Source organism: Streptomyces sp. NPDC002868 (assembly GCF_055563295.1).
The window spans coordinates 590,168-616,291 of sequence record NZ_JBVHDR010000003.1 but is presented as its reverse complement, the minus strand read 5'-3'; the positions used below and the strand labels follow the sequence as shown (position 1 = coordinate 616,291).

At 67.8% G+C, this 26,124-nt stretch carries 28 protein-coding genes; 5 read left to right on the top strand and 23 right to left on the bottom strand.

The window, feature by feature from the left end:
* Positions 1–90 precede the first annotated feature (90 nt).
* A complete protein-coding gene (locus ACZ3H8_RS13490; protein ID WP_467401069.1) occupies positions 91–1,323 on the top strand; it encodes an MFS transporter in 1,233 nt (410 codons plus the stop codon).
* On the opposite strand, the gene ACZ3H8_RS13485 is transcribed toward ACZ3H8_RS13490, so the two are convergent.
* The 3 genes from ACZ3H8_RS13485 to ACZ3H8_RS13475 form a co-directional block, all read right to left on the bottom strand.
* A complete protein-coding gene (locus ACZ3H8_RS13485; protein ID WP_467401066.1) occupies positions 1,289–3,049 on the bottom strand; it encodes an NAD+ synthase in 1,761 nt (586 codons plus the stop codon). The two genes, ACZ3H8_RS13490 and ACZ3H8_RS13485, sit on opposite strands and share 35 nt — an antisense overlap.
* A 72-nt stretch (positions 3,050–3,121) precedes the next feature.
* Positions 3,122–4,771 (bottom strand): multicopper oxidase family protein, encoded by a 1,650-nt coding sequence (locus ACZ3H8_RS13480; protein WP_467401064.1) that lies wholly within the window; start codon positions 4,769–4,771, stop codon positions 3,122–3,124.
* Positions 4,772–4,878: 107 nt separating this feature from the next.
* Entirely contained in the window at positions 4,879–5,337 is a 459-nt protein-coding gene (locus ACZ3H8_RS13475; RefSeq protein ID WP_467401063.1) for a hypothetical protein, read from the bottom strand.
* Positions 5,338–5,537: 200 nt separating this feature from the next.
* On the opposite strand from ACZ3H8_RS13475, the gene ACZ3H8_RS13470 reads away from it, so the two are divergent.
* Positions 5,538–6,428 (top strand): alpha/beta fold hydrolase, encoded by an 891-nt coding sequence (locus ACZ3H8_RS13470; protein WP_467401060.1) that lies wholly within the window; start codon positions 5,538–5,540, stop codon positions 6,426–6,428.
* Here ACZ3H8_RS13470 and ACZ3H8_RS13465 read toward each other — a convergent pair.
* Positions 6,413–6,832, bottom strand: coding sequence for a CBS domain-containing protein (locus ACZ3H8_RS13465; protein WP_467401058.1), 420 nt, complete (start codon positions 6,830–6,832; stop codon positions 6,413–6,415). The genes ACZ3H8_RS13470 and ACZ3H8_RS13465 overlap by 16 nt on opposite strands.
* Before the next feature lie 161 nt (positions 6,833–6,993).
* On the opposite strand from ACZ3H8_RS13465, the gene ACZ3H8_RS13460 reads away from it, so the two are divergent.
* Positions 6,994–7,431: a DUF5990 family protein gene (locus ACZ3H8_RS13460; protein ID WP_467401056.1), complete on the top strand. Its 438-nt coding sequence runs from the start codon at positions 6,994–6,996 to the stop codon at positions 7,429–7,431.
* Between the two features lie 44 nt (positions 7,432–7,475).
* Here the strand turns inward: ACZ3H8_RS13460 and ACZ3H8_RS13455 are convergent, their stop codons facing one another.
* The 3 genes from ACZ3H8_RS13455 to ACZ3H8_RS13445 are packed head-to-tail and all read right to left on the bottom strand — an operon-like array spanning position 7,476 to position 9,241.
* Positions 7,476–8,150, bottom strand: coding sequence for a DUF305 domain-containing protein (locus ACZ3H8_RS13455; RefSeq protein ID WP_467401053.1), 675 nt, complete (start codon positions 8,148–8,150; stop codon positions 7,476–7,478).
* On the bottom strand, positions 8,147–8,788 hold the full coding sequence (locus tag ACZ3H8_RS13450) for a DUF3105 domain-containing protein (RefSeq protein ID WP_467401051.1): 642 nt from the start codon (positions 8,786–8,788) through the stop codon (positions 8,147–8,149). The genes ACZ3H8_RS13455 and ACZ3H8_RS13450 overlap by 4 nt, the downstream gene beginning before the upstream one ends.
* 60 nt (positions 8,789–8,848) lie before the next feature.
* Positions 8,849–9,241 (bottom strand): hypothetical protein, encoded by a 393-nt coding sequence (locus ACZ3H8_RS13445; protein ID WP_467401049.1) that lies wholly within the window; start codon positions 9,239–9,241, stop codon positions 8,849–8,851.
* A gap of 236 nt (positions 9,242–9,477) precedes the next feature.
* Here ACZ3H8_RS13445 and ACZ3H8_RS13440 point away from each other — a divergent pair, with 236 nt between their 5' ends.
* Positions 9,478–10,839 carry a glutamine synthetase family protein gene (locus ACZ3H8_RS13440; protein ID WP_467401046.1) on the top strand — a complete coding sequence of 454 codons (1,362 nt, stop codon included), beginning with the start codon at positions 9,478–9,480 and terminating at the stop codon, positions 10,837–10,839.
* Between the two features lie 127 nt (positions 10,840–10,966).
* On the opposite strand, the gene ACZ3H8_RS13435 is transcribed toward ACZ3H8_RS13440, so the two are convergent.
* From ACZ3H8_RS13435 to ACZ3H8_RS13380, 12 genes are all read right to left on the bottom strand, one after another.
* Positions 10,967–11,863, bottom strand: coding sequence for a hypothetical protein (locus ACZ3H8_RS13435; RefSeq protein ID WP_467401044.1), 897 nt, complete (start codon positions 11,861–11,863; stop codon positions 10,967–10,969).
* 94 nt (positions 11,864–11,957) lie between these two features.
* The gene (locus ACZ3H8_RS13430; RefSeq protein WP_467401041.1) at positions 11,958–13,208 is read right to left on the bottom strand and encodes a tyrosine-type recombinase/integrase; all 1,251 of its coding nucleotides are present in this window, start codon (positions 13,206–13,208) and stop codon (positions 11,958–11,960) included.
* Positions 13,209–13,289: 81 nt separating this feature from the next.
* Positions 13,290–13,535 (bottom strand): helix-turn-helix domain-containing protein, encoded by a 246-nt coding sequence (locus tag ACZ3H8_RS13425; protein ID WP_467401040.1) that lies wholly within the window; start codon positions 13,533–13,535, stop codon positions 13,290–13,292.
* Positions 13,536–14,007: 472 nt separating this feature from the next.
* Complete coding sequence (locus tag ACZ3H8_RS13420) at positions 14,008–15,474, bottom strand: ATP-binding protein (RefSeq protein ID WP_467401038.1); 1,467 nt, start codon at positions 15,472–15,474, stop codon at positions 14,008–14,010.
* Between the two features lie 2 nt (positions 15,475–15,476).
* On the bottom strand, positions 15,477–16,325 hold the full coding sequence (locus ACZ3H8_RS13415) for a bifunctional DNA primase/polymerase (protein ID WP_467401035.1): 849 nt from the start codon (positions 16,323–16,325) through the stop codon (positions 15,477–15,479).
* Positions 16,326–16,408: 83 nt separating this feature from the next.
* A complete protein-coding gene (locus tag ACZ3H8_RS13410) occupies positions 16,409–16,714 on the bottom strand; it encodes a hypothetical protein (RefSeq protein ID WP_467401034.1) in 306 nt (101 codons plus the stop codon).
* Positions 16,715–16,945: 231 nt separating this feature from the next.
* Positions 16,946–19,132, bottom strand: a complete 2,187-nt coding sequence (locus ACZ3H8_RS13405) for a hypothetical protein (protein WP_467401032.1) — start codon at positions 19,130–19,132, stop codon at positions 16,946–16,948.
* 97 nt (positions 19,133–19,229) lie between these two features.
* On the bottom strand, positions 19,230–19,451 hold the full coding sequence (locus tag ACZ3H8_RS13400; RefSeq protein WP_467401030.1) for a hypothetical protein: 222 nt from the start codon (positions 19,449–19,451) through the stop codon (positions 19,230–19,232).
* Between the two features lie 28 nt (positions 19,452–19,479).
* The gene (locus ACZ3H8_RS13395) at positions 19,480–19,863 is read right to left on the bottom strand and encodes an RRQRL motif-containing zinc-binding protein (protein WP_467401028.1); all 384 of its coding nucleotides are present in this window, start codon (positions 19,861–19,863) and stop codon (positions 19,480–19,482) included.
* Positions 19,863–20,693, bottom strand: a complete 831-nt coding sequence (locus ACZ3H8_RS13390) for a DUF2637 domain-containing protein (RefSeq protein ID WP_467401027.1) — start codon at positions 20,691–20,693, stop codon at positions 19,863–19,865. Before ACZ3H8_RS13390 ends, ACZ3H8_RS13395 begins: the two co-directional genes overlap by 1 nt.
* Positions 20,690–20,920: a hypothetical protein gene (locus tag ACZ3H8_RS13385; protein WP_467401025.1), complete on the bottom strand. Its 231-nt coding sequence runs from the start codon at positions 20,918–20,920 to the stop codon at positions 20,690–20,692. Before ACZ3H8_RS13385 ends, ACZ3H8_RS13390 begins: the two co-directional genes overlap by 4 nt.
* Complete coding sequence (locus tag ACZ3H8_RS13380; RefSeq protein WP_467401022.1) at positions 20,917–21,186, bottom strand: DUF6284 family protein; 270 nt, start codon at positions 21,184–21,186, stop codon at positions 20,917–20,919. Before ACZ3H8_RS13380 ends, ACZ3H8_RS13385 begins: the two co-directional genes overlap by 4 nt.
* A gap of 493 nt (positions 21,187–21,679) precedes the next feature.
* Between ACZ3H8_RS13380 and ACZ3H8_RS13375 the strand changes: the two genes are divergently transcribed.
* Positions 21,680–23,062, top strand: a complete 1,383-nt coding sequence (locus ACZ3H8_RS13375; protein WP_467401020.1) for a hypothetical protein — start codon at positions 21,680–21,682, stop codon at positions 23,060–23,062.
* On the opposite strand, the gene ACZ3H8_RS13370 is transcribed toward ACZ3H8_RS13375, so the two are convergent.
* The 4 genes from ACZ3H8_RS13370 to ACZ3H8_RS13355 form a co-directional block, all read right to left on the bottom strand.
* Positions 23,059–23,961 carry a phosphotransferase enzyme family protein gene (locus ACZ3H8_RS13370; protein ID WP_467401017.1) on the bottom strand — a complete coding sequence of 301 codons (903 nt, stop codon included), beginning with the start codon at positions 23,959–23,961 and terminating at the stop codon, positions 23,059–23,061. The genes ACZ3H8_RS13375 and ACZ3H8_RS13370 overlap by 4 nt on opposite strands.
* A complete protein-coding gene (locus ACZ3H8_RS13365; RefSeq protein ID WP_467401016.1) occupies positions 23,958–24,410 on the bottom strand; it encodes a GntR family transcriptional regulator in 453 nt (150 codons plus the stop codon). The genes ACZ3H8_RS13370 and ACZ3H8_RS13365 overlap by 4 nt, the downstream gene beginning before the upstream one ends.
* Before the next feature lie 158 nt (positions 24,411–24,568).
* On the bottom strand, positions 24,569–25,624 hold the full coding sequence (locus tag ACZ3H8_RS13360) for an LPO_1073/Vpar_1526 family protein (protein ID WP_467401014.1): 1,056 nt from the start codon (positions 25,622–25,624) through the stop codon (positions 24,569–24,571).
* Entirely contained in the window at positions 25,625–25,912 is a 288-nt protein-coding gene (locus tag ACZ3H8_RS13355; RefSeq protein ID WP_467401011.1) for a hypothetical protein, read from the bottom strand.
* Positions 25,913–26,124: the final 212 nt, after the last annotated feature.

The following is a 26,124-nucleotide window of genomic DNA, read 5'->3' as shown; positions in this document are numbered from 1 at the left end:
TATGTGACGGCAACCACCCGTTCATTCGTGGGAACAATCCGCGTGCGAGCATTTGTTTCGAAGGAGAACTAACTTCGGAAAGGCACCTCCATGCCCCTCGCGCTGCTCGCGCTCGCCGTATCCGCCTTCGGCATCGGCACCACCGAGTTCGTGATGATGGGCCTGCTGCCCAATGTCGCTGACGACCTGAACACCTCCGTCCCCACGGCCGGCCACCTCGTATCGGCGTACGCGATCGGCGTCGTCATCGGCGCCCCGCTGCTCACCGCCCTCGGCTCCCGCGTCCCGCGCAAGCGGATGCTCCTGCTGCTGATGGCGCTGTTCACGGTCGGCAACCTGGCATCCGCCCTCGCCCCCGGCTTCGGCTGGCTGATCGCGGGCCGCGTGCTCGCCGGGCTGCCGCACGGCGCCTTCTTCGGCGTCGGCGCGGTCGTCGCGGCGCGGCTGGTCGCGGACGGGCGGCAGGCGCGCGCGGTGGCCACGATGTTCCTCGGCCTCACGGTCGCCAACATCGTCGGTGTACCGGCCGCCACGCTCCTCGGCCAGCACCTCGGCTGGCGCGCCACCTTCCTCGTCGTCACGGTGATCGGCCTGGTCGCGATGGCCGCGCTCGCCCGGCTCGTTCCGTACGTACCCGTCGACGCGCACCAGAGCGTGGGCCGCGAGTTGCGCGCACTCGGCAACCGGCAGGTGCTACTCGGCCTGCTCACCGCGGTGTTCGGCTTCGCCGGCGTCTTCGCGGTGTACTCCTACCTCGCCTCCATGACGACCGAGGTGATGGGCTTCGGCGAATCCTCCGTGACCCTGGTCCTCGCCCTCTTCGGCATCGGCATGACGCTCGGCGCGCTGGCTGCCGGCCCGCTGACCGACCGGGCGTTGCGCCCCACGCTGTACGGCTCGCTGGCCGCGCTTGCGTTGGTGCTGGTGGCCTTCCGGTTCACCGTGCACATCCAGTGGGCGGCCCTGGTGACGGTCGTGGTGCTCGGCGCGGTCGGCTTCATGACCACCACACCGCTCCAGATGCTGGTCATGAAGAAGGCGCAGGACGCCCCGACGCTGGCCTCCGCCTCCAACCACTCGGCCTTCAACCTCGCCAACGCGGGCGGCGCCTGGCTCGGCGGCGCGGCCATCGCGGCCGGCTGGGGCTGGAGCTCCCCGGCCCTGGTCGGCGCGGTCCTGGCGGCCGCCGGTCTGGCGATCGCGGTGACGGCGGGCCTGCTGGACCGTACGGAAACGGGGGCATCCCGCGTGATCGCCGCAGGAAGCCCCCGTACCGCGGAGCAGCAGGTCAGTGCGTCGTCGTCTCCCGCCAGCGGTTCGTGATCGGCAGCCGCCGGTCCTTGCCGAAGCCCTTCGCCGAAATCTTGGTGCCCGGCGGGTACTGGCGCCGCTTGTACTCCGCCGTGTCCACCATCCGCAGCGTCTTCGCCACCAGCTCCTCGTCGAAGCCGGCCGCGACGATCGCGTCCTTGCCCCGGTCCTGGTCGACGTACAGCTCCAGGATCCGGTCCAGTACGTCGTAGTCCGGCAGCGAGTCGGTGTCGACCTGGCCGGGGCGAAGCTCCGCGCTCGGCGGCTTGGTGATGGACGCCTCCGGGATCGGCGGGGTCTGGCCGCGCTCCTCGGCGGCGCGGTTGCGCCACTGCGCAAGCCGGAAGACCGTCGTCTTGTAGACGTCCTTGATCGGCCCGTACGCGCCGACGGAGTCGCCGTACAGCGTCGAATAGCCCACCGCCAGCTCGGACTTGTTGCCCGGCGCGAGCACGATGTGGCCCTCCTGGTTGGAGAGCGCCATCAGCGTGGTGCCGCGCAGCCGCGACTGGAGGTTCTCCTCGGCGAGACCGGTCAGGCCGAGCGAGCTCATGTACGCGTCGAACATCGGCTCGATCGGCACGGTACGGAAGTTGAGCCCGGTACGCCGGGCCAGCTCGGCCGCGTCGCCCTTGGAGTGGTCGGACGAGTACTTCGACGGCATGGAGACGCCGTACACGTTCTGCGCGCCCAGCGCGTCGCAGGCGATCGCGGCGACGAGCGCGGAGTCGATGCCGCCGGACAGCCCGATCAGCACCGAACGGAAGCCGTTCTTGGCGGCGTACGCGCGCAGGCCCACGACCAGCGCGGAGTAGACCTCCTCGTCGTCGTCGAGCCGGTCGGCGTAGCCGCCGGACAGCTCGGCGTCGTACGCGGGCAGCGGCTCCTCGGAGATGACGACGCGCTCGATGCGCAGCCCGTCGTCGACCACTCCGGTCGGCGGCTCGGCGGAAGCCGCGGGCAGCTCCAGGTCCAGGACGACGCTGCCCTCCGCGAACTGCGGGGCGCGCGCGACGACTTCACCGGCGGAGTCGACGACGATCGAGTCGCCGTCGAAGACGAGCTCGTCCTGTCCGCCGATCATCGCGAGGTACGCGGTGGTGCAGCCGGCCTCCTGGGCGCGCTTGCGCACCAGGTCCAGGCGGGTGTCGTCCTTCTCGCGCTCGTACGGCGAGGCATTGATGGAGATGAGCAGCCCGGCCCCGGCGGACCGGGTGGCCGGGACGCGGCCGCCGTCCTGCCAGAGGTCCTCGCAGATCGCCAGCGCCACGTCGACGCCGTGCACGCGGATCACCGGCATGGTGTCGCCCGGCACGAAGTAGCGGAACTCGTCGAAGACGCCGTAGTTGGGCAGATGGTGCTTGGCGAAGCTCAGCACCACCTCGCCGCGGTGCAGCACGGCGGCTGCGTTCTGCGGCGCGCCGGCCGGCTGGCCGTAGCGGGGCTGGGCCCGCTCGGAACGGTCGAGGTAGCCGACGATGACCGGCAGCTCGCCGAACCCTTCGTCGTCCAGCCGAACGGCGAGGGCGCGCAGGGCGGCCCGGGACGCGTCCACGAAGGACGACCGCAGGGCCAGGTCCTCCACGGGGTAGCCGGTCAGCACCATCTCGGGGAAGGCGACGAGATGCGCCCCCTGCTCGGCGGAGTGCCGGGTCCAGTGCACGATCGCCTCGGCGTTGCCGGAGAGATCGCCGACGGTCGAGTCGATCTGATTCAGAGCGAGGCGTAGTTGAGGCACGCGGCCCAGTGTAATCGTCTGTCTGACGCGATGTCCTGGCGGGGAGGTGTGGTGCGCCCCACGCCCCAGGGTCTACGCGCGGTAGGCGACGGTCGTCATCATCCCGGACTCCGAGTGGTAGATGTTGTGGCAGTGCAGCATCCACAGGCCCGGATTGTCCGCGTCGAAGTCCACGGTCACTTTCCGGTGCGGCAGCACCGCCGCCGTGTCCTTGCGGGCGCCGGACCCGTTGATGCCCGCCAGGGCGAAGGTGTGGCCGTGCAGATGGATGGGATGCCACATATCCGTGGCGTTGATGAACACCATGCGGACCCGCTCGCCGTCGCGAATCGAATAGAGGCGGTCCGGGGAGTAGGGCTCCTCGTCGAAGGCCCAGTCGTACCGCTCCATCCCACCGGTCAGCTTGATCCGCATGATGCGGTCCGGCCTGCGCCGGGAGAAGGCCACGGACTCGTCGGGTTTGAGGCGGGCGGCCGACTTCAGCACTTTGCGGTCCAGCTCCGCCGGACGCACGGACGGCGCGGGGAGCTCCCCTCCGCCGGTGCGCAGGACGGCCATCGACGAGGCCTTCTTGCCCTCGGCGAGCGCGGTGAGCGGAAAGACCCCGTCCTCGGCGGTGACCAGCACGTCGTACCGCTCGCCCATGGCCACGAGCAGGGCATCGGTCTCGGTGGGGAGGACGGGGAAGCCGTCGGTGTGGGTGACCGTCAGCCGGTGGCCGCCGAGCGCCACCCGGAAGGCCGTCTCACCCCCGGCGTTGATGATGCGCAGCCGGATGCGGTCGCCGGGCTTGGCGATGAACTGTGAAGGGTCGTCCGGCGTACGCCCGTTGATCAGGTAGTGCGGGTAGGCGACATCGCCCGCCTCACCGCCGAGCAGATTGCTCTTGGTGCCTCTCAGCAGCCGGGGCGGGCCGGACGGGCGGGACTCCGGCGACGGCGATCCCGATGCCGTCGCCGTTGCCGACCCGGACGGTGTGCCACTCCCGTGGCCGTGGTGCCCGGAGCCGTGGTCCATGCCTTTGCGGAGTTCAGCGAGCACCGAGTCCGGCGTGGAGCCGTCGACCCCGTCCACCCAGTCGTCCAGGAGGATGACCCACTCCTTGTCGTACGACAGCGGCTCCTTCGGGTCCTCCACGATCAGCGGGGCGTACATACCGCGGTCCAGCTGCACACCCGAGTGCGGATGGAACCAGTACGTGCCGGGGTGGGCGGCCACGAAGCGGTACGTGAACTCCGCGCCCGGGCGGATCGGCTGCTGCGTCACACCCGGCACCCCGTCCATGTCATTGCGCATGGAGATGCCGTGACAGTGCAGCGAGGTCTCCTGCGGCAGGTTGTTGGCGAGGGTGAGCGAGAGGGTGTCACCGGCCGTGAGTCGTACCTCCTGGCCCGGCAGCCGGTCTCCGTACGCCCACGATTTGACCGTCCGGCCGCCGCCGAGCTCCAGCGGGGTGGCCGTGGCGGTCAGCTTGAAGCTGCGGACAGGGCCGGAGCCTCGCGCCTCCTCGTACCCGAGGACCTCCGGGCCGTCGGGGGCGACATAGCCCTCCGGGGTGTCGGGGGCGACATAGTCCTGCGGAGTCGCCGTCGGAGTGCTGCCCCCGTGGTTCATCGATCCGTGGCCGGTGCCCGACGAGTCGGAGCAGCCGGCCAGAACTCCCGTACCTGCGGCGGCGATTGCTGCGCCGAGCACGGCGCGGCGCGTGTGGTGAGCGCGCATGGCTGAATGCACCTCGTGGTGTGTGGTGATGCGTGGCAGATGGGCGCGTCTGCTGCTTCTGGTACACCGCTCGGAGCGGGGAGGTTCCCAGGCAGCCGGGCGCACTTCTAGATCCGCAGCACCGACAGCCTGGCGAGGAGGGTCTTGCGGGGAAGCGGGTTGGGCCAGAGCGCGCGGAGTATCCGGGCGTGCCAGGCCGCGAGCAGAGCGACGGGGTCGGTCCGCAGCAGCCCCGCGGTCAGCAGGACGAGGGTGACGGTGTCCAGCACGGCGAGGTACAGGGTCATCGGGTCCGTGCCTATGCCCGGCAACTCCGGTCCGGTGTTCGGCAGGCCCACGGGACCGGCGGCGTGGTCGCCCCCAGGGGGCGTCATGTCCACCGCCGAGGACGAGACGGTGTGCTCCACCGCCGAGGACGGCACTATGTGCTCCTGCGCACCGTGCTCCTGCGCACCGCCACCGTGACCCGGCACCGGGGGGCCCACCGTGTGCATCGTGGCGATCCCGAACAGCAGCGCCACGAACAGCAGCAGCTGTCCGAACCGCGCACGCCGACCGATGACCATGATCCGCAGCCTACCCCCACCCGGTATACGTCAACAGGCGACCCGCCCTTATGAGCCCACAATGTGCGGAAGTGTCCGCGCCGCCCCCGGCGGCACCTGGTCACTGGGGGGCCGGGCAACGGCTCCAAGTGCTCTTCGTGGCAGGCTGACCGTCGGTGCTCGCGCTGTCCCTGGCGCGGGAGGGGGCGAAGGAGCGACGGGTGACCTTTGTACGAGTGGGAGGCGTACCGCACCATGTGGTCGTCGAAGGCAGCGGCCCGGTCTGCGTACTGAGCGCCGGGCTCGCGATGAGCTGGTTCGACTGGGACCCCGTGGTGCCGCTGCTCGCCCCACACCTCACCGTCGTCCGCTTCGACCGCCCGGGCCACGGGCTGAGTGGCCCGGCGGCCGTGCCGCCGTCCGCAGCCGGGGAGGGCCACCGCATCGCGGGCGTACTGGACGCGCTCGGCCTGGACGGACCCGCCGTCGTCGTCGGGCACTCGATCGCCGGGTTCCACGCGGAGGCCTTCGCCCGTCTGCACCCCGCCCGTACCGCTGCTGTCGTGCTCGTCGACTCCAGCGTCGAGGAGCACGCGCGCGTGCCCGCCGCGCCCGCGGTCCGCACGGCGGTGGCACGCGGTGTCGGTGCCGCCCTGTCCGCCGTGGGCGCGCCCGCCGCCCTCGGGCCCCTCACCCGTCGCGCCGTGGTCCGCCTCTCCCGCACCGCCGGCGGTGACCCGGCCCCCGCCGCCCTCGTACGCCGCTGCTACGCCACGTCCCGGGTGCTGCAGGGTGCGCTCCTGGAGAACACCCACTACCTCGCGGTCGCCGCCGAACTCCTCGCCCTGCGCGAGCACCACGCTCTGCCGGACACCCCGGTCGCGGTGCTCGCCGCGGCAGCCGGCGGAGAACGCTGGATCGAGCGGCAGCGCGCACTGGCCCGGCAGCTCGGCGCCCGCTTCGAGGCGGTCGCACCGGCGGGGCATCTGATGATGCTGGACCGCCCGGACGCGGTGGCCCGGGCGATTCTCGACCTGCCAGGGGCCGGCGGTGACGGGCAAGCCCTACGAGAGGTCCGGGCAGGCTCCGGTACTCCTCAGCGGTGGGCGTAGACCCGCTCGACCCACTCGGCGATCTGCTCGTCGCTCAGATGCTGGGCCAGATCGGCCTCGCTGATCATGCCTACCAGCCGCTTGTTCTCGATCACCGGGAGCCGGCGGATCTGGTGGCCCTCCATCTCGTTCAGCACCGAGTCCACGTCGGCGCCCGCCTCGATCCAGCGCGGCGTGCCCTTGGCCATTTCGCCCGCGGTGATCTGTGCGGGGTCGTGTCCAAGGGCCACACAGCCGACCACGATGTCGCGATCGGTGAGTATGCCGCAGAGTCGTTCGTCGGCGTCGGCTATGGGCAGCGCACCCACATTCAGTTCGCGCATCAGCTGCGCCGCACGGTCGAGGGTCTCGTGCGCGGGGATCCACTGAGCCCCGGGGTGCATGATGTCTTTGGCGGTGGTCATGGGTCCTACCTCCTGCGTCCGGTATGCCCCCCAGCGCACCCATTGTCGTTGGGCCGTTCGGAGTACGCGACCGCTGCGAGGCGAGGACGAGGCGAGGACGACGGGGGGCCGACGCGGGGCCGACCCGAACACGGCCCGAAGACGTGGAAGGAGCCTTGGGCATGGCACTGCTGACCCTGAGGATCACCGGCCGCGAGCTGCCCGGCAGCGCGTGCGGCGAATACCGCCACATTCACGTAGGTACGCAGCGCGGCAGGGAGCCCGACCAGCTGGTGCCGGCCGACGCGGCCGAGGCGGTCTTCGAGATCCCCGTCGAGACGGTCACCGCGTCCGACGGCACCGCCGACTTCCGCGGCCCGTACGTCCAGGGGCGGCGGGGTGAGCGCTTCGTCTATCTGACCTGGGGCGAGCTGCCGCCGGGCGGTGAGTTCGCGATGTTCCGGCGGGCCAAGCTCTTCCTCGCCGACCTGCCCGACGAAGCCCTGTCCGGCGGCGCGGTCGAAACCTGGCTCGGGCTGACGGACGGGCAGGGCATGCCGCTCTGCGCGGCCGTCCGTCCGCCCCGGATCAGCTGGCGGCCGACCGGGGCGGACGCCTGATACGAGATCAGGCGAGGACCTCAGGTGCTCTGGTGCTCAGGTGCTCAGGTGCGGGCTTCAGCGCCCCGCTTGCGCAGCAGGTCGACCATCAGGTCGACCTCCGAGTGCTGGGCGTCCACCATCCCCTGGGCGAGACTCCGCTCCGTATCGACGGTGCAGAGCTTCACACAGCCCTCGGCCATGGTGATCCCGCCGTTGTGGTGGCTGATCATCAGCTGGAGATACTCGATCTCGGCCTGCTTGTCACTGGCCTTTCCGAGCCGCGCCAGATCCGCATTGGTCGCCATGCCCGGCATCAGCGAGCCGTCCTTGGCCTGATGCCCGGCGCTGTGTCCGGAGTGCGCGCCGTGCTCGTCCTTCTGCATCCAGGCCATCGGCTCGCTGTCCGCGGAGACCTTGGGCAGACCCCACAGATCAAGCCAGCCCAGCATCATGCCGCGCTGGTTGGCCTGGGTGTTGGCGATGTCGTACGCGAGCCGTCGCACCTCGTCGTCCTGCGTACGGTCCCGCACGATGAAGGACATCTCCACCGCCTGCTGATGATGGACCGCCATGTCGCGCGCGAAGCCCGCGTCCGCCGAAGCCGCCGTCGGCGTCGGAGTACGGGACTTGGCGTCTTCGCCGCCGCCCGCGGAGGCCACCGTGGCGGCCCCCGCGAAGAGCAGGGCGAGCACGACCGCCGTGATCGCCGCCCAGTGCGTACGGGGCGGACGGGTCACTGAGCGCCCAGCCCGCCCGTGCACGCCGCACCCGGCTCCGGCGTCTGCGCGCCCTGCACGTACTTGGTGAAGAACTGGCTCACGCGCGGGTCGTCCGCGCTGTCGACGGTGAGCTGCTTGCCCCAGGCACTCAGCATGATCGCGCCGGCCTGCTCCTTGACCGGGCTCATCAGCGAGTAGGTCGTCTTCTTCACCTTCTCGCTCAGCTTGGTCACGTCTGTGGCCGGAGCCTTGTCGTTGTAGGTCACCCAGACCGCGCCGTGCTCGAGCGAGTGCACGGCGTTCATGTCGGGGACCGGCTCCTTGTAGACGTCGCCGTTGCAGTTCATCCACACCTGGTTGTGGTCGCCTCCGACCGGCGGCTTCATCGGGTAGCTGACCGCCTTGTCGACGTGTTTGCGGCCGAGCTTCTTCGCGTCCCAGGTCTTCTCACCGGTGACGGGAGCCTTGGCCTCGGCGACCTTCTGCTCCTTCTTTTCCGACTCCTTGTTGAGTACGAAGACGCCGAAGCCGACGAGACCGGCCACGACGACACCGCTGACGGCGATCGTGATGATGCGGCCGCGGCGCTCGCGGGCCTGTTCGGCGCGGCGCATCTGCTCTATTCGGGCCCGGCGGTCGTTGTTGCGGGAAGCCATGGTGGTGTCGTCCTTCGTGAAGTCTGCGGCGATCAAGGGGCTGGGGGGAGGCGGGGCCTGCTACGTCCGCAGCACTTGAAGAACGTGAAGGCCCGGGGCGCGCGGCAGCGCTTCCGAGCGGGGCAGCCGGGAGGCGGGCGGCGGGGGACCGAGGTGCGGGGGCTGCGCCCCCGCATCGAGCGGGGCGTCCAGCGGCGGCGCGGTGAGCACGGCGGGCCTGACCAGCGGCAGCAGCCCGCAGGCGCCCCTGTCGTACGGGCAGGTGTACGCGGTCTCGACGTCCGAGGCGGAGATCGCGGATTTCGCGGAGATCGCGCGTGTGTGGTGCGGGCCGGAGGGGGTCGCGGCCGGGCTCGTACAGATGAAGAGCGCGCCGAGGAGCGTCGCCACGGCACTGAGCAGCGCCATGGGACGCGCGGTGCGCGCGATGTGGTTGAGCCGCGAACCCCCCATGGCCGCAGATCGTAGTGTGCGGGCGCGCCCGGCACCTCATACGGGGGCCGGTAATCGCTGGGAAACGCCCGTAAGCAAGCTATCGGCGGACCCTCAGGGTCGTCTCAGGGCACGTCCTGACCCACAATGGGCTCAGCCGGTACAGCGGCCATTGGACGGGGTACGCAACGCGCCTGAAACGCGTGGGTGGCATGCTCGTACGGAGCAGGCGGCTTGACCAGCAAGGATGGGTGGAAATGGATAAGCAGCAGGAGTTTGTGCTCCGTACGCTCGAGGAGCGCGACATCCGCTTCGTGCGCCTGTGGTTCACCGATGTGCTCGGCTTTCTGAAGTCGGTCGCGGTGGCTCCCGCCGAGCTGGAGCAGGCCTTCGACGAGGGGATCGGCTTCGACGGCTCCGCGATCGAGGGCTTCGCACGAGTCTACGAATCCGACATGATCGCCAAGCCGGATCCGAGCACCTTCCAGATCCTGCCGTGGCGCGCCGAGGCCCCCGGCACGGCCCGGATGTTCTGCGACATCCTCATGCCCGACGGCTCCCCGTCCTTCGCCGACCCGCGCTTCGTCCTCAAGCGCATCCTGGCCAAGACCTCGGACCTGGGCTTCACCTTCTACACCCACCCCGAGATCGAGTTCTTCCTGCTGAAGGACAAGCCGCTGGACGGCACACGCCCCACCCCCGCGGACAACTCCGGCTACTTCGATCACACCCCGCAGAACGTCGGCATGGACTTCCGCCGGCAGGCGATCACCATGCTCGAATCGATGGGCATCTCGGTGGAGTTCAGCCACCACGAGGGCGCGCCGGGCCAGCAGGAGATCGACCTGCGGTACGCGGACGCGCTCTCCACGGCCGACAACATCATGACGTTCCGCCTGGTGATGAAGCAGGTCGCGCTGGAGCAGGGTGTCCAGGCGACATTCATGCCGAAGCCCTTCAGCGAGCACCCCGGCTCCGGGATGCACACCCACCTCTCCCTCTTCGAGGGCGACCGGAACGCCTTCTACGAGTCGGGCGCGGAGTACCAGCTCTCCAAGGTCGGCCGCTCCTTCATCGCGGGCCTGCTCACCCACGCCGCGGAGATCTCGGCCGTGACGAACCAGTGGGTCAACTCCTACAAGCGCATCTGGGGCGGCTCGGCCCGCAGCGCGGGCGCGGGCGGCGAGGCCCCGTCGTACATCTGCTGGGGCCACAACAACCGCTCGGCGCTGATCCGCGTCCCGATGTACAAGCCGGGCAAGACGGGCTCCGCGCGCGTCGAGGTCCGCTCGATCGACTCCGGCGCCAACCCGTATCTGACGTACGCGGTGCTGCTGGCGGCGGGCCTGAAGGGCATCGAGGAGGGCTACGAACTCCCGGCCGGCGCGGACGACGACGTGTGGGCGCTCTCGGACGCCGAACGCCGGGCGATGGGGATCGAGCCGCTGCCGCAGAACCTCGGTGAGGCGATCGCGCTGATGGAGCGCAGCGAGCTGGTGGCCGAGACGCTGGGCGAGCATGTCTTCGACTTCTTCCTGCGCAACAAGAAGCAGGAGTGGGAGGAGTACCGCAGCGAGGTCACGGCCTTCGAGCTGAGGAAGAACCTGCCGGTGCTGTAGGCGCAGGTCAGAGCCCTTACCTGGCATGACAACGGCTCCGAGCCGGTGGCGGCGCGCCATCGGCCCGGAGCCGTCTCAGCGGTCATGGGCCGTCTCTGGGCCGTGTTGCGTCGCACCGTCTGTTGTCTCAGGGGTGCCCAGGGGGCGGCTCGATCGTATCCATCCTCAGTCTCGCGGGGTCTTTGGCCACTTCTCTGCCCACCTCCTCGCAGAAGGAGAGTACTCGGTCGCGGAGGTAGCGATCTAGTGCAGAGAAGGTAACTACATCCATATTGAAGAGACCTGTCATGGACTGCATTTTGATGTCTCTATCGAGCGCCACCCAATCCGCTGGCTCTGCCGTTGGAGTATTCTCCTCACCGTCCACGTAATATAGCTCGCCACTGGTAACTACAACGGGGAAGCATAGGTTCAGGTGGGCATAAGAAGGCGGCTTTTGTTTGTCTCGCGGCGGCCTAAAAGCCTCCACCGCCTTCATGAGTGGAAGAGTTAGGGATTCGAATATCGAGGCATTATCTGCCTGCCACCTCTTGCCATTCAGGTGAAGCCGTACTAGCTGAATCCCCTTCTTTTCGTCACGATTAGGGCTGTGCGGAAGATCATTAAACTCCAGCCAGTTCCATGTCGGAAGACCAGAATAGTAGGTGGGTCTCCCGTCTTTTATGCCGTACCATCCAACAACCTTTACTGGCATGGTGTGTGAGTGTGGGGGAGCTGATTTCTCGCCTTGATTGGGTGACCTTCCAAGAATCACGTAGGGGCCAGTCGACTGTTTGCACTCAATGATTATTTGCGCGGTCACTTGCACGTCCAGGTTCGAGTCGCCGAAAACCCTCCTTATCGCGAATACGTCAACCTCTCGCGACTTACCCTCCTGGGGGTCCTCGAATGCTCTCCCTGTAGTCACTGAGAAGCCAAACTCTCTGACCTTGCGTGCTACGCGCTGTTCAAGTAGGAACCCGGTGCGCTCTAGAGCGCTGATGACGTCATCGCTACTGGGAGAGGGAATTGGGCGATCAGACATACGCGTCATGATAGGGCTGTGGCTCAAGAGGCGGGAGCGTTTAGGGAAACACCCTGCTGCTCCCGACTCTGACATCAGCCCTGGAAACCGGATCCTAGGATGCGGGCCGGGAGTGACCACTACTGAGCTCATACATGCTGTCCACGGCCTGCCGCGTACGCCCCTCGCTGCTCGGCATCAGGTGCGTGTAGGTCCGGAGGGTGAAGCCCGGGTCCGTATGACCGAGGTACGAGCTGAGAGCCTTGATGTTCTCGCCTGCGTCCAGCAAGACCGAGGCGTAGAAGTGCCGAAGTGCGTGCATGCCGTGCTCGCGCGCTGACGCGTGCCGCTTGCCCTTCGCCGGCTGCGGGATGACGCAGGCCGCCACGAGCGCGGGCTTCCATACGCGTGTATTGAAGTCTGTTCGTCGGACGGCACCTCCACCCACGAGTGAAAACAGCAGCGCTTTCGTGACGAGTGGACCGTCCGGCCGCTCCCAGGGCAGCGTGACCTCCGTTGGCGGAAACGCCTCCTGGTGAGCCTTGAGCGCGTGCCCCACTCGCGGTGGCAGCGGCACGTCCCGCTCCTTGGCGCGCTTTGGCAGGGCGAACACCAGGTGCCCGTTGACGACCTTCACCTGACAGCCGATGTGAAGCCACCCAGACGCGTAGCTGACTGCGTCCGCCGGCAAGCCGAAGATTTCCCCTTGACGCAGACCGCAGCCGGCTCCCAGGTCGATCACCGCTCGATACCGCTCCGGCAGTGCGGCCCGCAGCCTGAAGATGCGCTCAGCAGACCACGGCTGCACTCGCGGCGGTGAAGCTTTCGGAGCGCGCACCGACCGGGCGCGGCACGGATTCTTGGCGAGCAATGCGTCATCGACGGCTGCGCTCAGGACAGCCGAGACACTGCCGAAGATGACGCGTCGGTACGAAGACGCCGGGAGGTCGTGCTCCAGCTCGCTTACCCAGTCGCGGATGTGGGCGGGCAGAAACGATTCCAGCGGGCGAGAACCGATGTACGGGAACGCATGCCGGCGGAGTTGCACCTCCACCGTTGTCCGCGTGCTCAGGTCAGTTGTCTGCGACCTGAGCCACCTCTCGGCGTACTCCCGGAATGTGGTCCGGCTGGCACGAGGGTCGATGTACTGCCCGCGTGACATGTCGGCTTCGATGTGGGCTAGCCACTGTTCTGCGAGGCGCTTCTGCCGGTCGGGAAAGGACTTGCTCTTCTCGGTGCCTTCGGGGCCGATGTAGCGAGCGCGGTAGCGCATGCCGGTGCCGTGGCGTTCGGTCTTGACCCGTACGACTTTGCCGGTAGGGCCAGGTTCGGTTTTGTACCAGCGGTCTTGGATGTGGCCTGCCATGAGGCGGTTTCCCTTCCGGGGACGACGAAGGGAGGGCCGCCCGGTGGCGGCCCTCCCTGGGGGATGGAGGGTGCTGGTTTGTCAGGCGGCGCTGGCGTCGGTCTTGCGGCGTTCGGTGACGTAGGCGTGGACGTCGCCGGGGTCGTAGCGCAGGTGTCTGCCGATGCGGAATCCGGGCGGGCCTGTGCGCTTCTTGCGCCACTGGTAGACGGTCTCTTTGGGCACGTCGAAGATTTCGGCGATGTCGTCGGGGGTGAGGTACCGGTCGGGTAGGCCGCCTCGGAGGGTGGCGCGGGGGTCGGGTTGAGCGGGCCGGGTTCGGCTCATGGGCTCCTCGGAAGTTGAGTCACATTGCTGTCGGCTTCGGGGGCTTCTCAGGAGTTCGCGCCTGTCCGAGGTGCGGGATTCTGCGTCACCGCGTCATCTGCGTCATTTGCGCGGCTGACCTGCGGTTTTGAGTGACGCAGAGGTCCCGGGGGTGTGTCACCGGCGCGCGTGGTCTCTGTCATCGGTGACGCGGGTGACGCGGGGTGACGCAGCCACGGCCGTCCTGCGTCACCGCTGTAGCGGCAGGTCACGGGCCGTTTTCCGTCCTTGGGTGACGCAGGTGACGCAGCGTCCCTTTTCTTCGGACAAGAGAAGGGGGTGTCTGTTGTGGTGCGCTGCGCCTCACGGCGTGAAGAAGGAGCCGCTTCGCGGCGCGACCATCGGGCGGCGGCGTTGCCGCCGAACAGCAAGAGGAGCACGTCCGGGCCGCGGTGCTCCTCTTGCTTGTACAGGGCGGCCGTGGCGTCGCAGGTCAGAGCATCGGCTCCTGCTCCGGGGCCGGGGGTCGGGTCATCTCGATGTAGCGGGCCGTTTTGGTGCGGCCCCAGTCGATGAGGACGCCACGGGCGGCGAGGGTCGGCTGGAGACGCTTGAGGCGGTCGGAGAGGACTTTGCCCGTGGTGGGCCAGCCCTTGGGCAGGGGTCGGAAGTCGTCGCCGGTGTAGAGGCGGGTGAGGCAGTGGAGCCATTCGGCGGAGGCCATCCGCGACTCCGCGCCCGGTTCGAGGTCGGCGGCGTGCTTCAGCACGGTCTGTGCGAGGAGGTCGCCTTCGATGACGTCGTCGTTGAGGTCGTCCAGGCTGATCCGGTAGGCGTTGAGCGCTCCGAGGCCGGTCGCCGCGTCGAGCTGTGCGCACAGGTGGGCGAAGTCGGCCATGCGCAGATCGGTGGGGATGTCGGCCTCGGCTGCGCGGACTTTGACGGTGAGGTCGAGGAGGGACCCGAGGACGACGGGCAGGACCTCTTCGAATTCCGCCCACAGTTCGGCCTCGGTCCGCCTCACTCGGGGGCGTTCCAGGCGGAGCGGGAGGAGGCGTTCGGCGAGGTCGGGCCGGATGACGCCCACGTCGATGCCGGTCAGGAGCAGGGGGCGGCGGTAGCGGGCGCGGACCACGTCGCCGTCGGTGTACAGGGCGCGTTTGATGGTCTCGGCGCCGGTGACGATGCAGCACATGAGGTCGGACAGGTCCGGGGCCAGGTGGGAGAGGTTGTCCAGTGCGGTGACCCATCCGGCTGCCACAGCCGCGATCAGGTTCTCTTCGTCCTTCGGGGCACGGCGCAGGTCGCCGCTCATGCCTTCGATGATCCTGACGAGCATCCGTCCTCCGGTGGACTTGCCCGCACCCTGGGGGCCGGTGAGGAAGGGAGCGGGTACGGGAACGGACGGCCCGAGGCAGCCGATGAGCCAGGCGACGGCCAGGCATTCGGTCTCCGCGCCTGCGAAGTTGCACAGCCGTAGCAGGAGGTCGATGCCCTTGCCGTCGGTGTCCTTGGCGGGCAGGGGGAGTTCGTCGGTGAGCTGCGTGCGTCGCCAGCACACCTCGCGCGGGTCGGGGGTGACGATGTCCCAGGCGGTGGGGTGGATACGGATGGACTGTCCGTCGTTGCGGCCCAGGTCGAGCCACGTCGCGCCGTCGAATCCCGGCGCGACGCGGATGTGGACGGGCTGCACGTCCTGGCTCATCGCCAGTGCTTCGATGAGGTCCAGCGCCTCTTTGAGCGCGGTCCCGTTGAACACGCCGTGCCCGTCGTGGAAGAGGCCGACCATGAGTTCCTGCCGGTGGCTGCCCGAGGTGCCCTGAGAGCGGATCGGACGGGCCACGGGGTGGCCGTTCTTCTGCGCGAACACCGTCCCATCAGCGGTGCGGAAGTACCGGAAGTGCTGTTGCGCGTAGTCGGCGATGACCTCGCGTGCGGGAGTCTTCTCGTCGTCGGACATGGCTACAGTCCCAACCTGGTACGGGCGTTGGTCCACGCGTCGGTGCAGTGCCGGGGGGATTCGCCCTTGGTCTGCGCGGCGGTGAACAGCCTGGTGATGTGGGCGTCGGTGAGGCAGCCGCACCGGCCGTGGGCAGACAGCACGGCGAGGAAGGTCCGGTAGACGGTGGTGTGGACAGCGTCACGGGCCTCTGTGATGCGCTGCTCGGCCATGGCGATGCCACGGTCCAGGTAGGCGGGCGTGCGATGGCGGCACTCCCCGTTCCCGGCCCGTGCGGGCACAGTGATGGCATGCAGCGCTGGCCGGACGGTGGAGGGTTCCTTCACGGCCAGCGCGCGCACGACCGTCGGCAACGCCGTCATGGTGCCGGTGCCGGGACCGAGCCACCGGGCGTAGGCCATCGTGGACTTGATGTCGACGCCGTCACGGACGGCGTTCACGGAGCGCATGGCGCCTCGGTAGATCCGGTGCTGCCCTCGCGTCGTCGGCACAGTGCGGGTGGCGGGCAGGGTCTCGCGCGCCCATGTGACGGCTTCGGCGTGGTCGAGGTCGACGACGGTCAGTCCTGCCCCGCCCGGATGCCAGGCCAGGCCCACAGCGTCATGCCATGCCCGGGCCCAAGCGGGGGAGGTGATGACGCGGGGGTTTGTGGTGGCTGCGGCCCATCCATGGCAGACGGTGGGGCACTGGCAGGTGCCCGCGCTCTTCATGTTCGGGCGCCCGCCGCAGGCACCGTCGGCGCAGGTGCGGCAGTTGCCGAATGGCACCTTGCCTCGCCGCAAGGGCAGCACGGGCAGCCCTAAGGCGGCGAGTTCCAGCGCTGCTCGCCGGATGGGGGTCGGTTGGGTCATGCTGGTTGTCTCCAGTTCTGTGAAGAGTGCTGGATGCCGGGGCGGCCCCAAGTCATTGGCGTGAGTGGGGGCCGCCCCGGGCGTCATTGCTTGGGGCGGGTGAGCTTGAAGGTGAGGCCGCCGATTCCGATGGGTCCGGCGGCTCCGGCGATGAGGGTTGCTGTGTGGATGGCGAACTCGAAGAGCGCGAGGATTGCGGCGACGGTGCCCGCGACTCCGATGGCGGTGGCGAGTCCGAGGCCGAGCGGGACCAGGTAGGTGTGCGCGGTCCGGGCGGCCGGGGCGGCCTGGACGACGACGATGATGGGGCGGCCTTCGCGTTCGGCCTGGCGGTAGATGTCGGCGGGTATGTGCGGGGCTAACCTCTCGGGCGGGTCGTGGTGGGTCATGGCGGTGCCTCCTTCTGTGAGGCGGGCCCCCGTGCCGACGCATGGCGTGAGGGGCCCGCTGAGGGGGTTTCCGTGCGTTGGAGGGGGTGTGGCGTGCGGCATCTGTCGGATCCGTCGGACGGATCGTCTGTGCAGCTCAGGGATGGTTTTCGATCCGTCGCAGGATGTGTCGGATCCGTCGGTGCTCCGACGGTTCATCTGTCGGCGCGGACGGATGCTCCGACGGATGGTTCAGGCGCTCTGCGCCGCCTCGCGCCGGTAGGTGGCAGCGGCGGTGAGGAGGTCGGAGAGGTAGACGCCCCGGGCGTTGCCCCACGGCCGGGCCCCCGCGTTGAGGCTGGAGAGACCGCGCCCCAACGTGATCGGGTTGAGGTCCCCGAACGCTGCCGCGTCACGGGACTTAAGCGCGGCCAGCAGATCGCCGGGGGTCAGCGCGGTCTCGCCGCTGTCTTGCAGGACCTCGATGGAGGCCGCCAGCACTGCCGGCAGCTCCACCGCGCTCTCGGCATCCTCGATGTCCTCAACCACGTGGATGCGCTTCTCGAACGCGTCTGCCCCGGTGGGCAGTTCGGCGTCCAGGTCCACGGCGGCGATGGTCAGCGAGTCGCTGTCGACGGCGACCAGACCGGCCGTCTTCCGTTCGGCACCGCGGGCCTCGAAGCTGTCGTCATCGAGGTAGTTGAACCGCTTGGGCACGGGTTCGATGTGGTCGCCGCCGCGTACGTAGGCTACGGACACGTCGTTGAGGGTCTTGCCCTCCGCCGGTCGCAGCTTGTGCGCCGCCCATCCTTCGCCGATCGCGCCGCCGTCGAAGAGCTGCGTCACGTCCTGCGGCCGGCACGGCAGCGCTACCCGGTTCTGTACCGCGCCCGGGTCGGCCGAGCCGAGGAAAGACTTGGTCGCGCCCTGCGCGGCCATGACCAGGTTCACCGCGCTCTTACGCCCGGTCCGGATGATCTCCGCGACCAGCGGCCACAGACCGGCCGCGACCAGAGCCGGGTACTCATCGATGATGAGGTAGATCGCGGGATGCGACTCGGACGGCTCCCAGTTCCGGCCCATGCCCAGGGACTTGAACAGCTTGGGGCGGGTGATGGAGATCGCGAGCGCGTCCTCAAGTATCTGCTGGGCAGCAGCCTTGTTCGTCGCCCGCCGTGCGATGCCGTCGCTGATGGGGTCGAGTCCGGCCCCGGCGGAGCCCAGGTCGATGTCCCACACCACCGCGTCACGGCACGCGGTCAGATACTCCGCGACCGAGAGCAGTGCGTTGGACTTGCCCGATCCGGGCCCGCCGACGAACACCGCGTTCGTGCGCAGGAAGTTCATCAGCAGCGGACGCTGCGACAGCTCCACTCCCAGGTCGGCCTTGTCGTGGCAGGACACCGACTTGGGCGCGCGGTAAGGGATGGGCTGCTGCCCCTCCCACGGGTTCTCACCCAGAGCCCGCAGCGTGAACAGCGGGCGTGCCTTGGCGGACTGCTGCAACAGCAGCGAGCCCGGTCGGGCGATGAGGGCGGCTTCGAGGTCATCGAGCTTGGCCGTGACGTCGGCGGGCTTGGCCTTGTTGAGCTGCACTTTCGCCTCAAAGCCCCAGGCGTGGGCGATGACGTGCAGGTCGGTGACCTTCACGCCCAGGTCCTCTTCGAGGGCGTCGCGCAGCATCCGGCCGAACGCCCGCGGCGTCATACCCGGGTCCAGGATCGAGCGGTCCGGGTCGTCGTAGAACGCAGCCTCATCCTCATTCAACCGGCGCCCGCGCCACGCGGCCACGGACACCGTGAGCAGGGTCGCCACGGCCATGCCCAGACCCCGCTCAAGGACGTAGCCACCGGTCTCCAGCGCGGCAATGGGCCCGTACGCGGCAAGGCCGCGAAGAGCCGTTGCCCGACGGGAGGCCTTCCTCAGCTTGGCGTGCTCCAGCGCTGCAAGGTCCGCCTCGTCCTTGGCCTTGTCGGCCTTCTTCGCGGCGATGTCGCGATCCATCAGCGTCCACCTAGCCTTGCGCTCCGCCGTGCGAGCGAGCTTGGCCTTGTGGTGCGCACGGTCGGCCGCTGTCGTGACGCGGATGCCTTCCGTACCGCGCACCCACTCATGCGTACGCCGCGCACCCCGGAACGCCCGGGGCAGCGTGCCATGCGTCGTCATCTGACGGCGCACGTTGCGTCGCGCAGCCCGCACGGACAGACGGCGGACGTACCGCAGACGGGCCCGACGCCCTGCCTTGGAGCGGATCCAGGCGGGGATCAGGGGTGCGTCGGCCGCCGGGTCGTCGTCGAAGTCGGCGAACGAGGTGAAGTCGGGGTAGGGGTCGGTCTTGTCCAGGACCGTGCCCTCGATGATCCGGGGCCCGGTGGTGCGGTAGTCGTTCAGGTCCACCACGTTGGGGGTGGAGTTGGAGCGTGCAGCGTGCTCGGTCACGATGGGACTGCTCCTGTTCTGGGAGTGAGAAGGGGCCCGGACGGCGCTTTGGCCGGCAGGCGTCCGGGCCCCGAAGTGGTGGGGTGGTGGTGCGAGGTCAGAGCTGGTTCGGCGCGATGGTGAAGAGCAGGACCGTCACCCGGTCCGCCCCCATCTGCTGGGCCGCGTAGGCCCGCACCTGCTGGTAGATGTCGTGGCGGGTGGCACCGGGGCGGCTGGTGTCGAGGTCGACGGTGGCGCTGAAGGTGCCCTGCGTCCCATCGGCCGTCTGCACGGTCATGACGTAGTGGAAGGCCGTGGTCGCGGTGGCGGTGGTCACGGTGGATCTCCTCAATGCGTTGGGGTGGTCAGGCGGTGCGCTGTTCTTCGGGGTAGGCGCAGGTCACGCACATGCCGAGCGAGGCGGGGATGCAGTACCCGGCATCGGTCCGGCAGGAGGGGCAGGTGCGGCGCGCGAGCATCGCCTTGGCGAGCGCCGCGCGCTTGCCCGGGGTCATGGGCCGTACCGGGCGGGCCGCATCGAGGCGGTACATGAAGGCGACTTGCACACCGCCACGGCGGCGGTTTTGCCGCATCACCTGCGCGGCGATGGCCTGCCCGCCGGGCCGCAGCCCACGGGCCCGTAACTGCCGTCGCGTCGCCAGCCCTTCGGGGGCGTAGCGCCACGGATAGGTCGGTATCCCGAACCGGGCCCCGGACGGGTCGAAGCACTTGCCGAACGCCGGGGACATCAGGCAGCCGCCGCATCCGTGCCGCCCCGGCGCTCAGCCCGCAGAGTGTCGCGCAGCCCACGAGCCTTGTCCGCCGACGTACGCACCGCCTTGCGGATGCCCTCCGCCGTCAACTGCCCGTCCGTCCAGTCGGCCGTTACCTTCCGGGCCTCGGCGAGCAGCTGCTCGGGGGTGCGGGTCGGTCGAGGCGTGCGGGCCGCTTGCGGTACCCGACCAGTCGGCCGACGCGGTGTGTGCGCAACTACAGGAATCGGCTCGGTCGGCAGCCCAAGACCCTCCAGAACGCGCTCACGAGCGGGCGGGGCAACCGCAGCCGGGGGCTCGGAAGTCGACTCCCCCAGATCAGGGGTAGACCGATTTCCATCGACCTGAGTCGATTTCTTAGCATCTGTGGTGGTGCCGGGTCGGTGGTGCAGGACCTTCGCCACCAGGTCCGAGCCGAAGTAGATCGACCCGACCGGAAGCGACGTGGCCAGCAGCACCAGCGCGTAGTTCGCCGGGTCCCAGTCGGCCAGTCGGCTCCAGTCGACCGACGCACCGTGCAGCTCCGGCACCAGGCCGTGCACGTAGTTCAGCACCAGCGACGCGACCGTGTATCCAGCCAGCACCCGCAGCGCGAAGCGCCTGGCGGTTCGCTCCGTGAGTACGAGGGTGGCGACCAGCGCCAGGGCCATCAGGCCGTCGACCACGAACGGGTACAGCGTCGCCGCGTCAGCGTCGGCACCTACCGCCTTGGCCACGTCGTGCAGCGCGTTCCAGGAAACCCGGAAGGCCATGCCGACCACCGCGATCAGCGCTGCGATGAGGAGGATCTTGCCTTTCCGGTTCATCGGGCACCCCCGTGCGGGCGTCGACCGATGGTGACCGTGACCGGCTCGCGGACGGTGGCCGCCGCCGCGTCCAGCAGGAGAACGCCAACGACCAGTACGCCGACCGTGATCCGGCCGCAGATCGACGGGGAGTAGCCCAACAGCCAGGCCACACCCGCGATCGCCAGACCGACCCGCAGCCGCGCCAGCAGTAACAGCGCCCGTTCGGTGTGGGTGATCGGCGTCATGCCCCCACCCCCGGCACGCTCGTCGTGGCAGCCTGGTTGGCGAGCTCCCGGCGGGCTGCAAGCACCTTGCGGCGGGCCCGCCGGATCCGCCGCTCGTCCAGCTCGGACGCCGGACGGTCCAGCGTCGTGATCTGCGCGTCCAGCAGCTCGACTTCCGCCGTGATGACGGGCATCTCGCGCTCGATCGCCTCCAGCTCCGCGGCGGTCGGCTCGCGGTCCAACTCGGTGGCGGTAACAACCGCTTGAACAGTGACGATGTGCTTCATGGGTCGTGCTCCTCTCAGGTGGAACGGCCCAAACAGCGGCCCCGGTGTGACAGCACCGGGGCCGCGCGCCGTAGTCGTCTTGATCGGCCTTGCGGCCATCGGGTGTGCGCGGCCCTGAGCCGCGCTGACCGCCTTTACTGAGGAGGCGGTGACCTCGTCACGCTGTTGAGTTCTCAAAGAACGGACGCTTCCTTCGAGCCCGTTTCACGGAGCCCTCCGGGCGCATACACCATCGAAGCGTGGTGTGTATTACCTACCACTCAAGTTGGCAGATCGATTCCGCGTCGTCAAGCGCTCTGGCTTTTTTGATCCCGGAACCGTCGATCTGCCTGGCGGCGGTGACTCAACTATTGCCAAAGGGAAGGGACTTCAGGAGCGTGCACTTGGGGGTGCACTCGTGCACTCCGACGTGCAAACGCTCTGCCCGCCCGGTCTGACCTGCGTAGAGTGACAGTGCGTCAAGCTGGGACTTCGGCAGCTCCGTGGGGGATCAATGGCAGACCGGAACGCCAGACTGGCCGCGCTCATGGATGAAGGCGGCTTCTCGCACAAGTCGCTCGCTCGCTCGGTGATCGTGGCCGCCGCTCGCTCAGGTGAGGACATCACCTGTGATCACACCTATGTGAGTCGATGGCTCAAGGGCTCCATCCCGCGCGGCGACATGCCACGGTTCATCGCCGACACCATCGGGCGGAAGCTGGGGCGCCGACTCACCATTGACGACATCGGGATGGGTGACGCGGCGGTCTCGGCCGTACGGCCTGACTTGGGCCTTGATTTCGCGGACCGCCCCGAGTCGGTCACCACCACTGTGGCCGACCTTTGGCGCGCCGATCTCGCGGAAGCCGAACCGCTTGTTCGAGCGCTGCCGGACTCCGCCGCATGGAACGAGGCGTCCGTGCAGTGGCTCGTCTCACCGCCGGACGGCGAACTCACGCGTTCCGGCAGCCGGTCCGTTGGGGCCGTGGACGTCGACATGGTGCGCTCGACCGCTGACGCGTTCAGCATGCTTGACGGCAAGTTTGGTGGGGGCCATGCAAGGCGCGCGCTTATTCAGTACCTGCACACCGACGTGCGGCCCATGCTCGACGGCAAGTACTTCGACGCCGTAGGGAAGCAGCTCCACTCCGCAACAGCGGAAGCGCTCTTGCTCGCAGGGTGGATGTCGTACGACAGCGGCCTACACGGCATCGCGCAGCGCTACTTCATTCAGGCCCTTCGCATGACACAGGCAGCCGGTGACAAGCTGCTCGGCGGGAGCATCCTCTCCGCAATGAGCCACCAGGCCACCTTCGTCGGGCGCTACCGCGAGGCTGCGACCCTGGCGCGTGCCGCGCTTACGGGTCCAGCCGCGAGCCTCACACCGACGCTGGCCGCGCAGTTCCGCGCGATGGAGGCGCGAGCACTGGCGCGCTTGGGCGACGCGCGAGGCTGCGACCTCGCACTGTCCGAGGCGGAACGTCAGCTCAGCCAGCGCACACCGGACAGCGATCCGGCGTATATCGCGTACTTCGACGAAGTGGAGCTGGCAGCCGAGTTCGGGCACTGCTTCCGCGACCTGGGGCGCTCCGTGGAGGCCACGGAACGGGGCGCGGGCTCCATCTTCGGCGACGGCCTCAACAACCGCAGCGACTTCTTCGCGACGATGGTGCAGGCAGAGGCGTACATCAATCAGGGCGAGGCCAGCCGAGGGTTCGACGTCGCGCTGAGCGCGTTGCGGCTGGGAGAGGGCCTGAAGTCGGCGCGCTGCGTGCAGTATGTGCAGGAGTTCCAGGGGCGCATTACCGCCGGCATGAAGCGGGCCGCGGAGTTCCGCGACTTCACGGACCAGGCCCGCGGCTTCCGCCTCTGGCGACAGGTCGGGGCACAGTCCTAGAACGGTGCCCAGTCGCGGCGCGAGCCGCCTGAGCGCAGGGTTTCTACGCGCTTCTCGACTTCGTCGGCTGCGCGCGGATTCGTGCCGGCGTTCTGCGAGAGCCACGTGACCATCAGCAGCTCGCGGACGCTGCGGAGCACGGCATACCCGGACCACTGTCGGACGTCGAAGCCGTAGCCGTCCGCGAAGTCGGCGTACTCGCGCTCCGTGTGCCAGCCGAAGCTGTCGTAGTACATCGCCGTCTGCATGAGGTCCCACTCCCGTGGGCCGGTCACGAAGCCGTCCAGGTCGATGACCTTTGGGCGTCCCTTGGCGTCGCGCAGGACATTTCCGATGTTGAAGTCACCATGCAGCGGACCCGCCGGGAGGGCGAACCGTAGGCGGTCGTACTCGGATGCCAATTCCTCTGCCAAAGAGGTGAGATATCCGCGGGTCTCGGCCGGGATCACGGCGCGTTCCAGACGCTGTTCGACCCTGTCGAAGGGGCGGAGCTGAGGCAGGGAGAAAGTCGGAGGCTCCAACTCATGGAGTCGCCTTAGTAGTTCACCCATCTCCCGCGTACTGGCGTATGTGTCCCCGTCGGCCAGCCCCTCCCAGAAGGTCACGGGGTGCCCGTCGACGACGACAGGCTGTTCCGCCTCCGTGACCAGTCGCGCGGCCGGATACTCCTCGGTCGCGAGCCATCCCGCTACGGCAACCTCTCTCCGCACAGACGGCAGCCGGTCGGGGCTGCGGCCCACCCGCGAGACGATCCGGCCGCCGTCGATGCGGAACACGGCGTGATCACCGAATCGCAGCATCTCGATGCCGTCGGGGTCCACGTCGGCGAGGGCGCATGCCCTCCGCAAGATGCTCTTTGCCGCCGCGGCGTCGAACGCGGTGCGCTCGCTTGTCGTCATGCCGTCTGGCCCCTCTGACCGACCGGCAGAGCCCGAACTTCGCGCCCTCGCGTCGCCCCCTTGCCGATGAGGCCTTGCCCCTCCATCTGCGCGATGGCGGAACGGACCGCGGTCCGCGAAGCCTGGAACCGGTCACACAGCTCCTGCTCAGTGGGGAAGCGATCGCCGACCTCGACCCCGTGGGCACGCAGGAGGTCAGTCACCCTCTCGACCAGCGGACGCCGGTCGCCGGTCCCCGCCACGTACCACCCGGCCCCCTGGACGGACTCGATCACGCCTTTCCCCCTGAGCGCGCTGAGTGCTCGCTCGATGGTGCTGCGGCTCACGCCAAAGGCGCTCATCAACTTCGCTTGAGAGGGCAATTGCTCAGCAATCTCCCCCTCCTCGATCTTCTGACGCAGAGCCTCAGAGACCTGCAAGTACGTTCCTCGCGGACTGGCCTGCGGCACTTAGCAGCCTCCCCTTCGATGATCACGCTCGTGGGCCCACTACCTTCAGCTTCCCACGGCCGGGGACGGCCAACGCAAGCCATCGTGCGCGCTGTCCCAGGCATCCGACTGTCCAAAAAGGCCCGAGGAAGCACGAAGTAAAGTAATCGGAGCCAGATTCAGCCCAACAAGCTTGAGAAGGGCAATGTGAATTCTGGAATGATTCGTCGCATATTGGAATGGGCGATTGCCGATCCAATGGCTGTGTTTACGTAACCGTCGAGTTCAAGGCTTGTGCAGCGATTGAAAATTGACTCCAGCGCCCGGTTGCTGGCAATCAGCCTTCGCTCGATCTCCCGCTCATCTAGGACCGTGGCCTTCAAGGCCGCCAGCGCCAAATCGTGAATATCATGTAGGTCGTAGGAATCGATCAGGGGTTGAAGTTCAAGGCTCGTAATGGCGTCAATCTTATACCGGCTTGGATCTCCCTCAAGGGGTTTCACTAGTGGTGTTCCGATGAGTAGCTCAGCGTGAACCAGCTCCTTATCATTGAAGCCTCTAGTGAAAAGTCCCGGATAGTTGATTCCCACGTACCTTCCGGGGGACATAGAGCCAGCAGTTGCAATGACACATCCGAGTCCAGTCAAGTAGTCAAGGTCTGTCGGCACAACTCTATATAGATCGTCCACGAAGGGGGAGAGGGCTCCTTCTAGCTGTGTCGTTAGACTGTCAACACTCTCGATTTCGGAAAAACTGAGCTGCTTAAGTGTCATATTGCATGAAAGTAGCGAGAAATGGCCTTTGGAGATATTCTGGGCGACCGTCAGTGCTCTAGTCATGGCAAGTTGTGAAGTGTCTCGTGCGTCATTTCTAGTTCGCTCGATCAGAATCTCAATCAGTATTTCACCCAGATCCCGGTCGCCCGTCTTCGCGTAGCCAGACTGCGCCTCAAGGATGGCCGCTTGAGTGCCTGGATCTTGCAGATGGTTGAGAATGTTGGGATCTCGAATAAGCGCCTCGGTCATGAAATTGTCAAAAAACTCTGACGCTCGCGAATAGGCCAGGCTGTGTGCATCCCGAGAGAGTCTTTCGAAGTTCATCTGAAAGACTTCCATGGCCGTATCCTTGGCAATGTCCTTGACGTCACGATATCCAAGTCCGACGTTGATGTCTCGCCGAGCCTGAAGATTCAGTGAACCATCGCCGGATTCCTGCCTGCTGTACTCCCATCCCATCTACGGCTGTCCAAATCTGTTGCTATCCCCGATGTTGATGTCATTTCCGCTTTGGAGGTTGACCGAATTATCTCCACCGCGTTGCGTTTGCGTTGGTGTGATACTTGGGGTGGTCGAATTGAATAGCTGGTAGATGCCTATCGAAACACTGATCAGGCCAAGGACTGCACTGGCAATACCGCTCAGTTTCTCTGCCTTCTCAAGGCCAAGAAAAGCGCCCGCTCCGATTAGCAGGATGCCTATGGCGACTGTGCCACCCCAGAGGATGCGGCGTTGGGTATTCGTCATGGGCCCAAGTGTGGCCAAGTAGCGCGTCCTTGTCCCGCGTTTCGTTGATTGCGCCACCCTTGAGTGATCCGCGGCTTGGTCCGTAACAGGATGCCCCCGAGTCAAGCGCGTATGAAGGGCCGTAAGCAACCCTTGGGGCCCGAGCCGGGCCGTCTGTGGGCCGTCGAGGGGCGGCCCACAGTGACCAACAACGACCAGAGTTGACCGCTCCG

Excerpts from the sequence above, each read along its gene's own strand:
- ACZ3H8_RS13490 (WP_467401069.1), top strand. The coding sequence starts at position 91 with ATGCCCCTCGCGCTGCTCGCGCTCGCCGTATCCGCCTTCGGCATCGGC.
- ACZ3H8_RS13480 (WP_467401064.1), bottom strand. The coding sequence starts at position 4,771 with ATGCGCGCTCACCACACGCGCCGCGCCGTGCTCGGCGCAGCAATCGCC.
- ACZ3H8_RS13475 (WP_467401063.1), bottom strand. The coding sequence starts at position 5,337 with ATGGTCATCGGTCGGCGTGCGCGGTTCGGACAGCTGCTGCTGTTCGTG.
- ACZ3H8_RS13465 (WP_467401058.1), bottom strand. The coding sequence starts at position 6,832 with ATGACCACCGCCAAAGACATCATGCACCCCGGGGCTCAGTGGATCCCC.
- ACZ3H8_RS13460 (WP_467401056.1), top strand. The coding sequence starts at position 6,994 with ATGGCACTGCTGACCCTGAGGATCACCGGCCGCGAGCTGCCCGGCAGC.
- ACZ3H8_RS13450 (WP_467401051.1), bottom strand. The coding sequence starts at position 8,788 with ATGGCTTCCCGCAACAACGACCGCCGGGCCCGAATAGAGCAGATGCGC.
- ACZ3H8_RS13445 (WP_467401049.1), bottom strand. The coding sequence starts at position 9,241 with ATGGGGGGTTCGCGGCTCAACCACATCGCGCGCACCGCGCGTCCCATG.
- ACZ3H8_RS13440 (WP_467401046.1), top strand. The coding sequence starts at position 9,478 with ATGGATAAGCAGCAGGAGTTTGTGCTCCGTACGCTCGAGGAGCGCGAC.
- ACZ3H8_RS13435 (WP_467401044.1), bottom strand. The coding sequence starts at position 11,863 with ATGTCTGATCGCCCAATTCCCTCTCCCAGTAGCGATGACGTCATCAGC.
- ACZ3H8_RS13430 (WP_467401041.1), bottom strand. The coding sequence starts at position 13,208 with ATGGCAGGCCACATCCAAGACCGCTGGTACAAAACCGAACCTGGCCCT.
- ACZ3H8_RS13425 (WP_467401040.1), bottom strand. The coding sequence starts at position 13,535 with ATGAGCCGAACCCGGCCCGCTCAACCCGACCCCCGCGCCACCCTCCGA.
- ACZ3H8_RS13420 (WP_467401038.1), bottom strand. The coding sequence starts at position 15,474 with ATGTCCGACGACGAGAAGACTCCCGCACGCGAGGTCATCGCCGACTAC.
- ACZ3H8_RS13415 (WP_467401035.1), bottom strand. The coding sequence starts at position 16,325 with ATGACCCAACCGACCCCCATCCGGCGAGCAGCGCTGGAACTCGCCGCC.
- ACZ3H8_RS13410 (WP_467401034.1), bottom strand. The coding sequence starts at position 16,714 with ATGACCCACCACGACCCGCCCGAGAGGTTAGCCCCGCACATACCCGCC.
- ACZ3H8_RS13395 (WP_467401028.1), bottom strand. The coding sequence starts at position 19,863 with ATGTCCCCGGCGTTCGGCAAGTGCTTCGACCCGTCCGGGGCCCGGTTC.
- ACZ3H8_RS13390 (WP_467401027.1), bottom strand. The coding sequence starts at position 20,693 with ATGAACCGGAAAGGCAAGATCCTCCTCATCGCAGCGCTGATCGCGGTG.
- ACZ3H8_RS13385 (WP_467401025.1), bottom strand. The coding sequence starts at position 20,920 with ATGACGCCGATCACCCACACCGAACGGGCGCTGTTACTGCTGGCGCGG.
- ACZ3H8_RS13380 (WP_467401022.1), bottom strand. The coding sequence starts at position 21,186 with ATGAAGCACATCGTCACTGTTCAAGCGGTTGTTACCGCCACCGAGTTG.
- ACZ3H8_RS13375 (WP_467401020.1), top strand. The coding sequence starts at position 21,680 with ATGGCAGACCGGAACGCCAGACTGGCCGCGCTCATGGATGAAGGCGGC.
- ACZ3H8_RS13370 (WP_467401017.1), bottom strand. The coding sequence starts at position 23,961 with ATGACGACAAGCGAGCGCACCGCGTTCGACGCCGCGGCGGCAAAGAGC.
- ACZ3H8_RS13360 (WP_467401014.1), bottom strand. The coding sequence starts at position 25,624 with ATGGGATGGGAGTACAGCAGGCAGGAATCCGGCGATGGTTCACTGAAT.
- ACZ3H8_RS13355 (WP_467401011.1), bottom strand. The coding sequence starts at position 25,912 with ATGACGAATACCCAACGCCGCATCCTCTGGGGTGGCACAGTCGCCATA.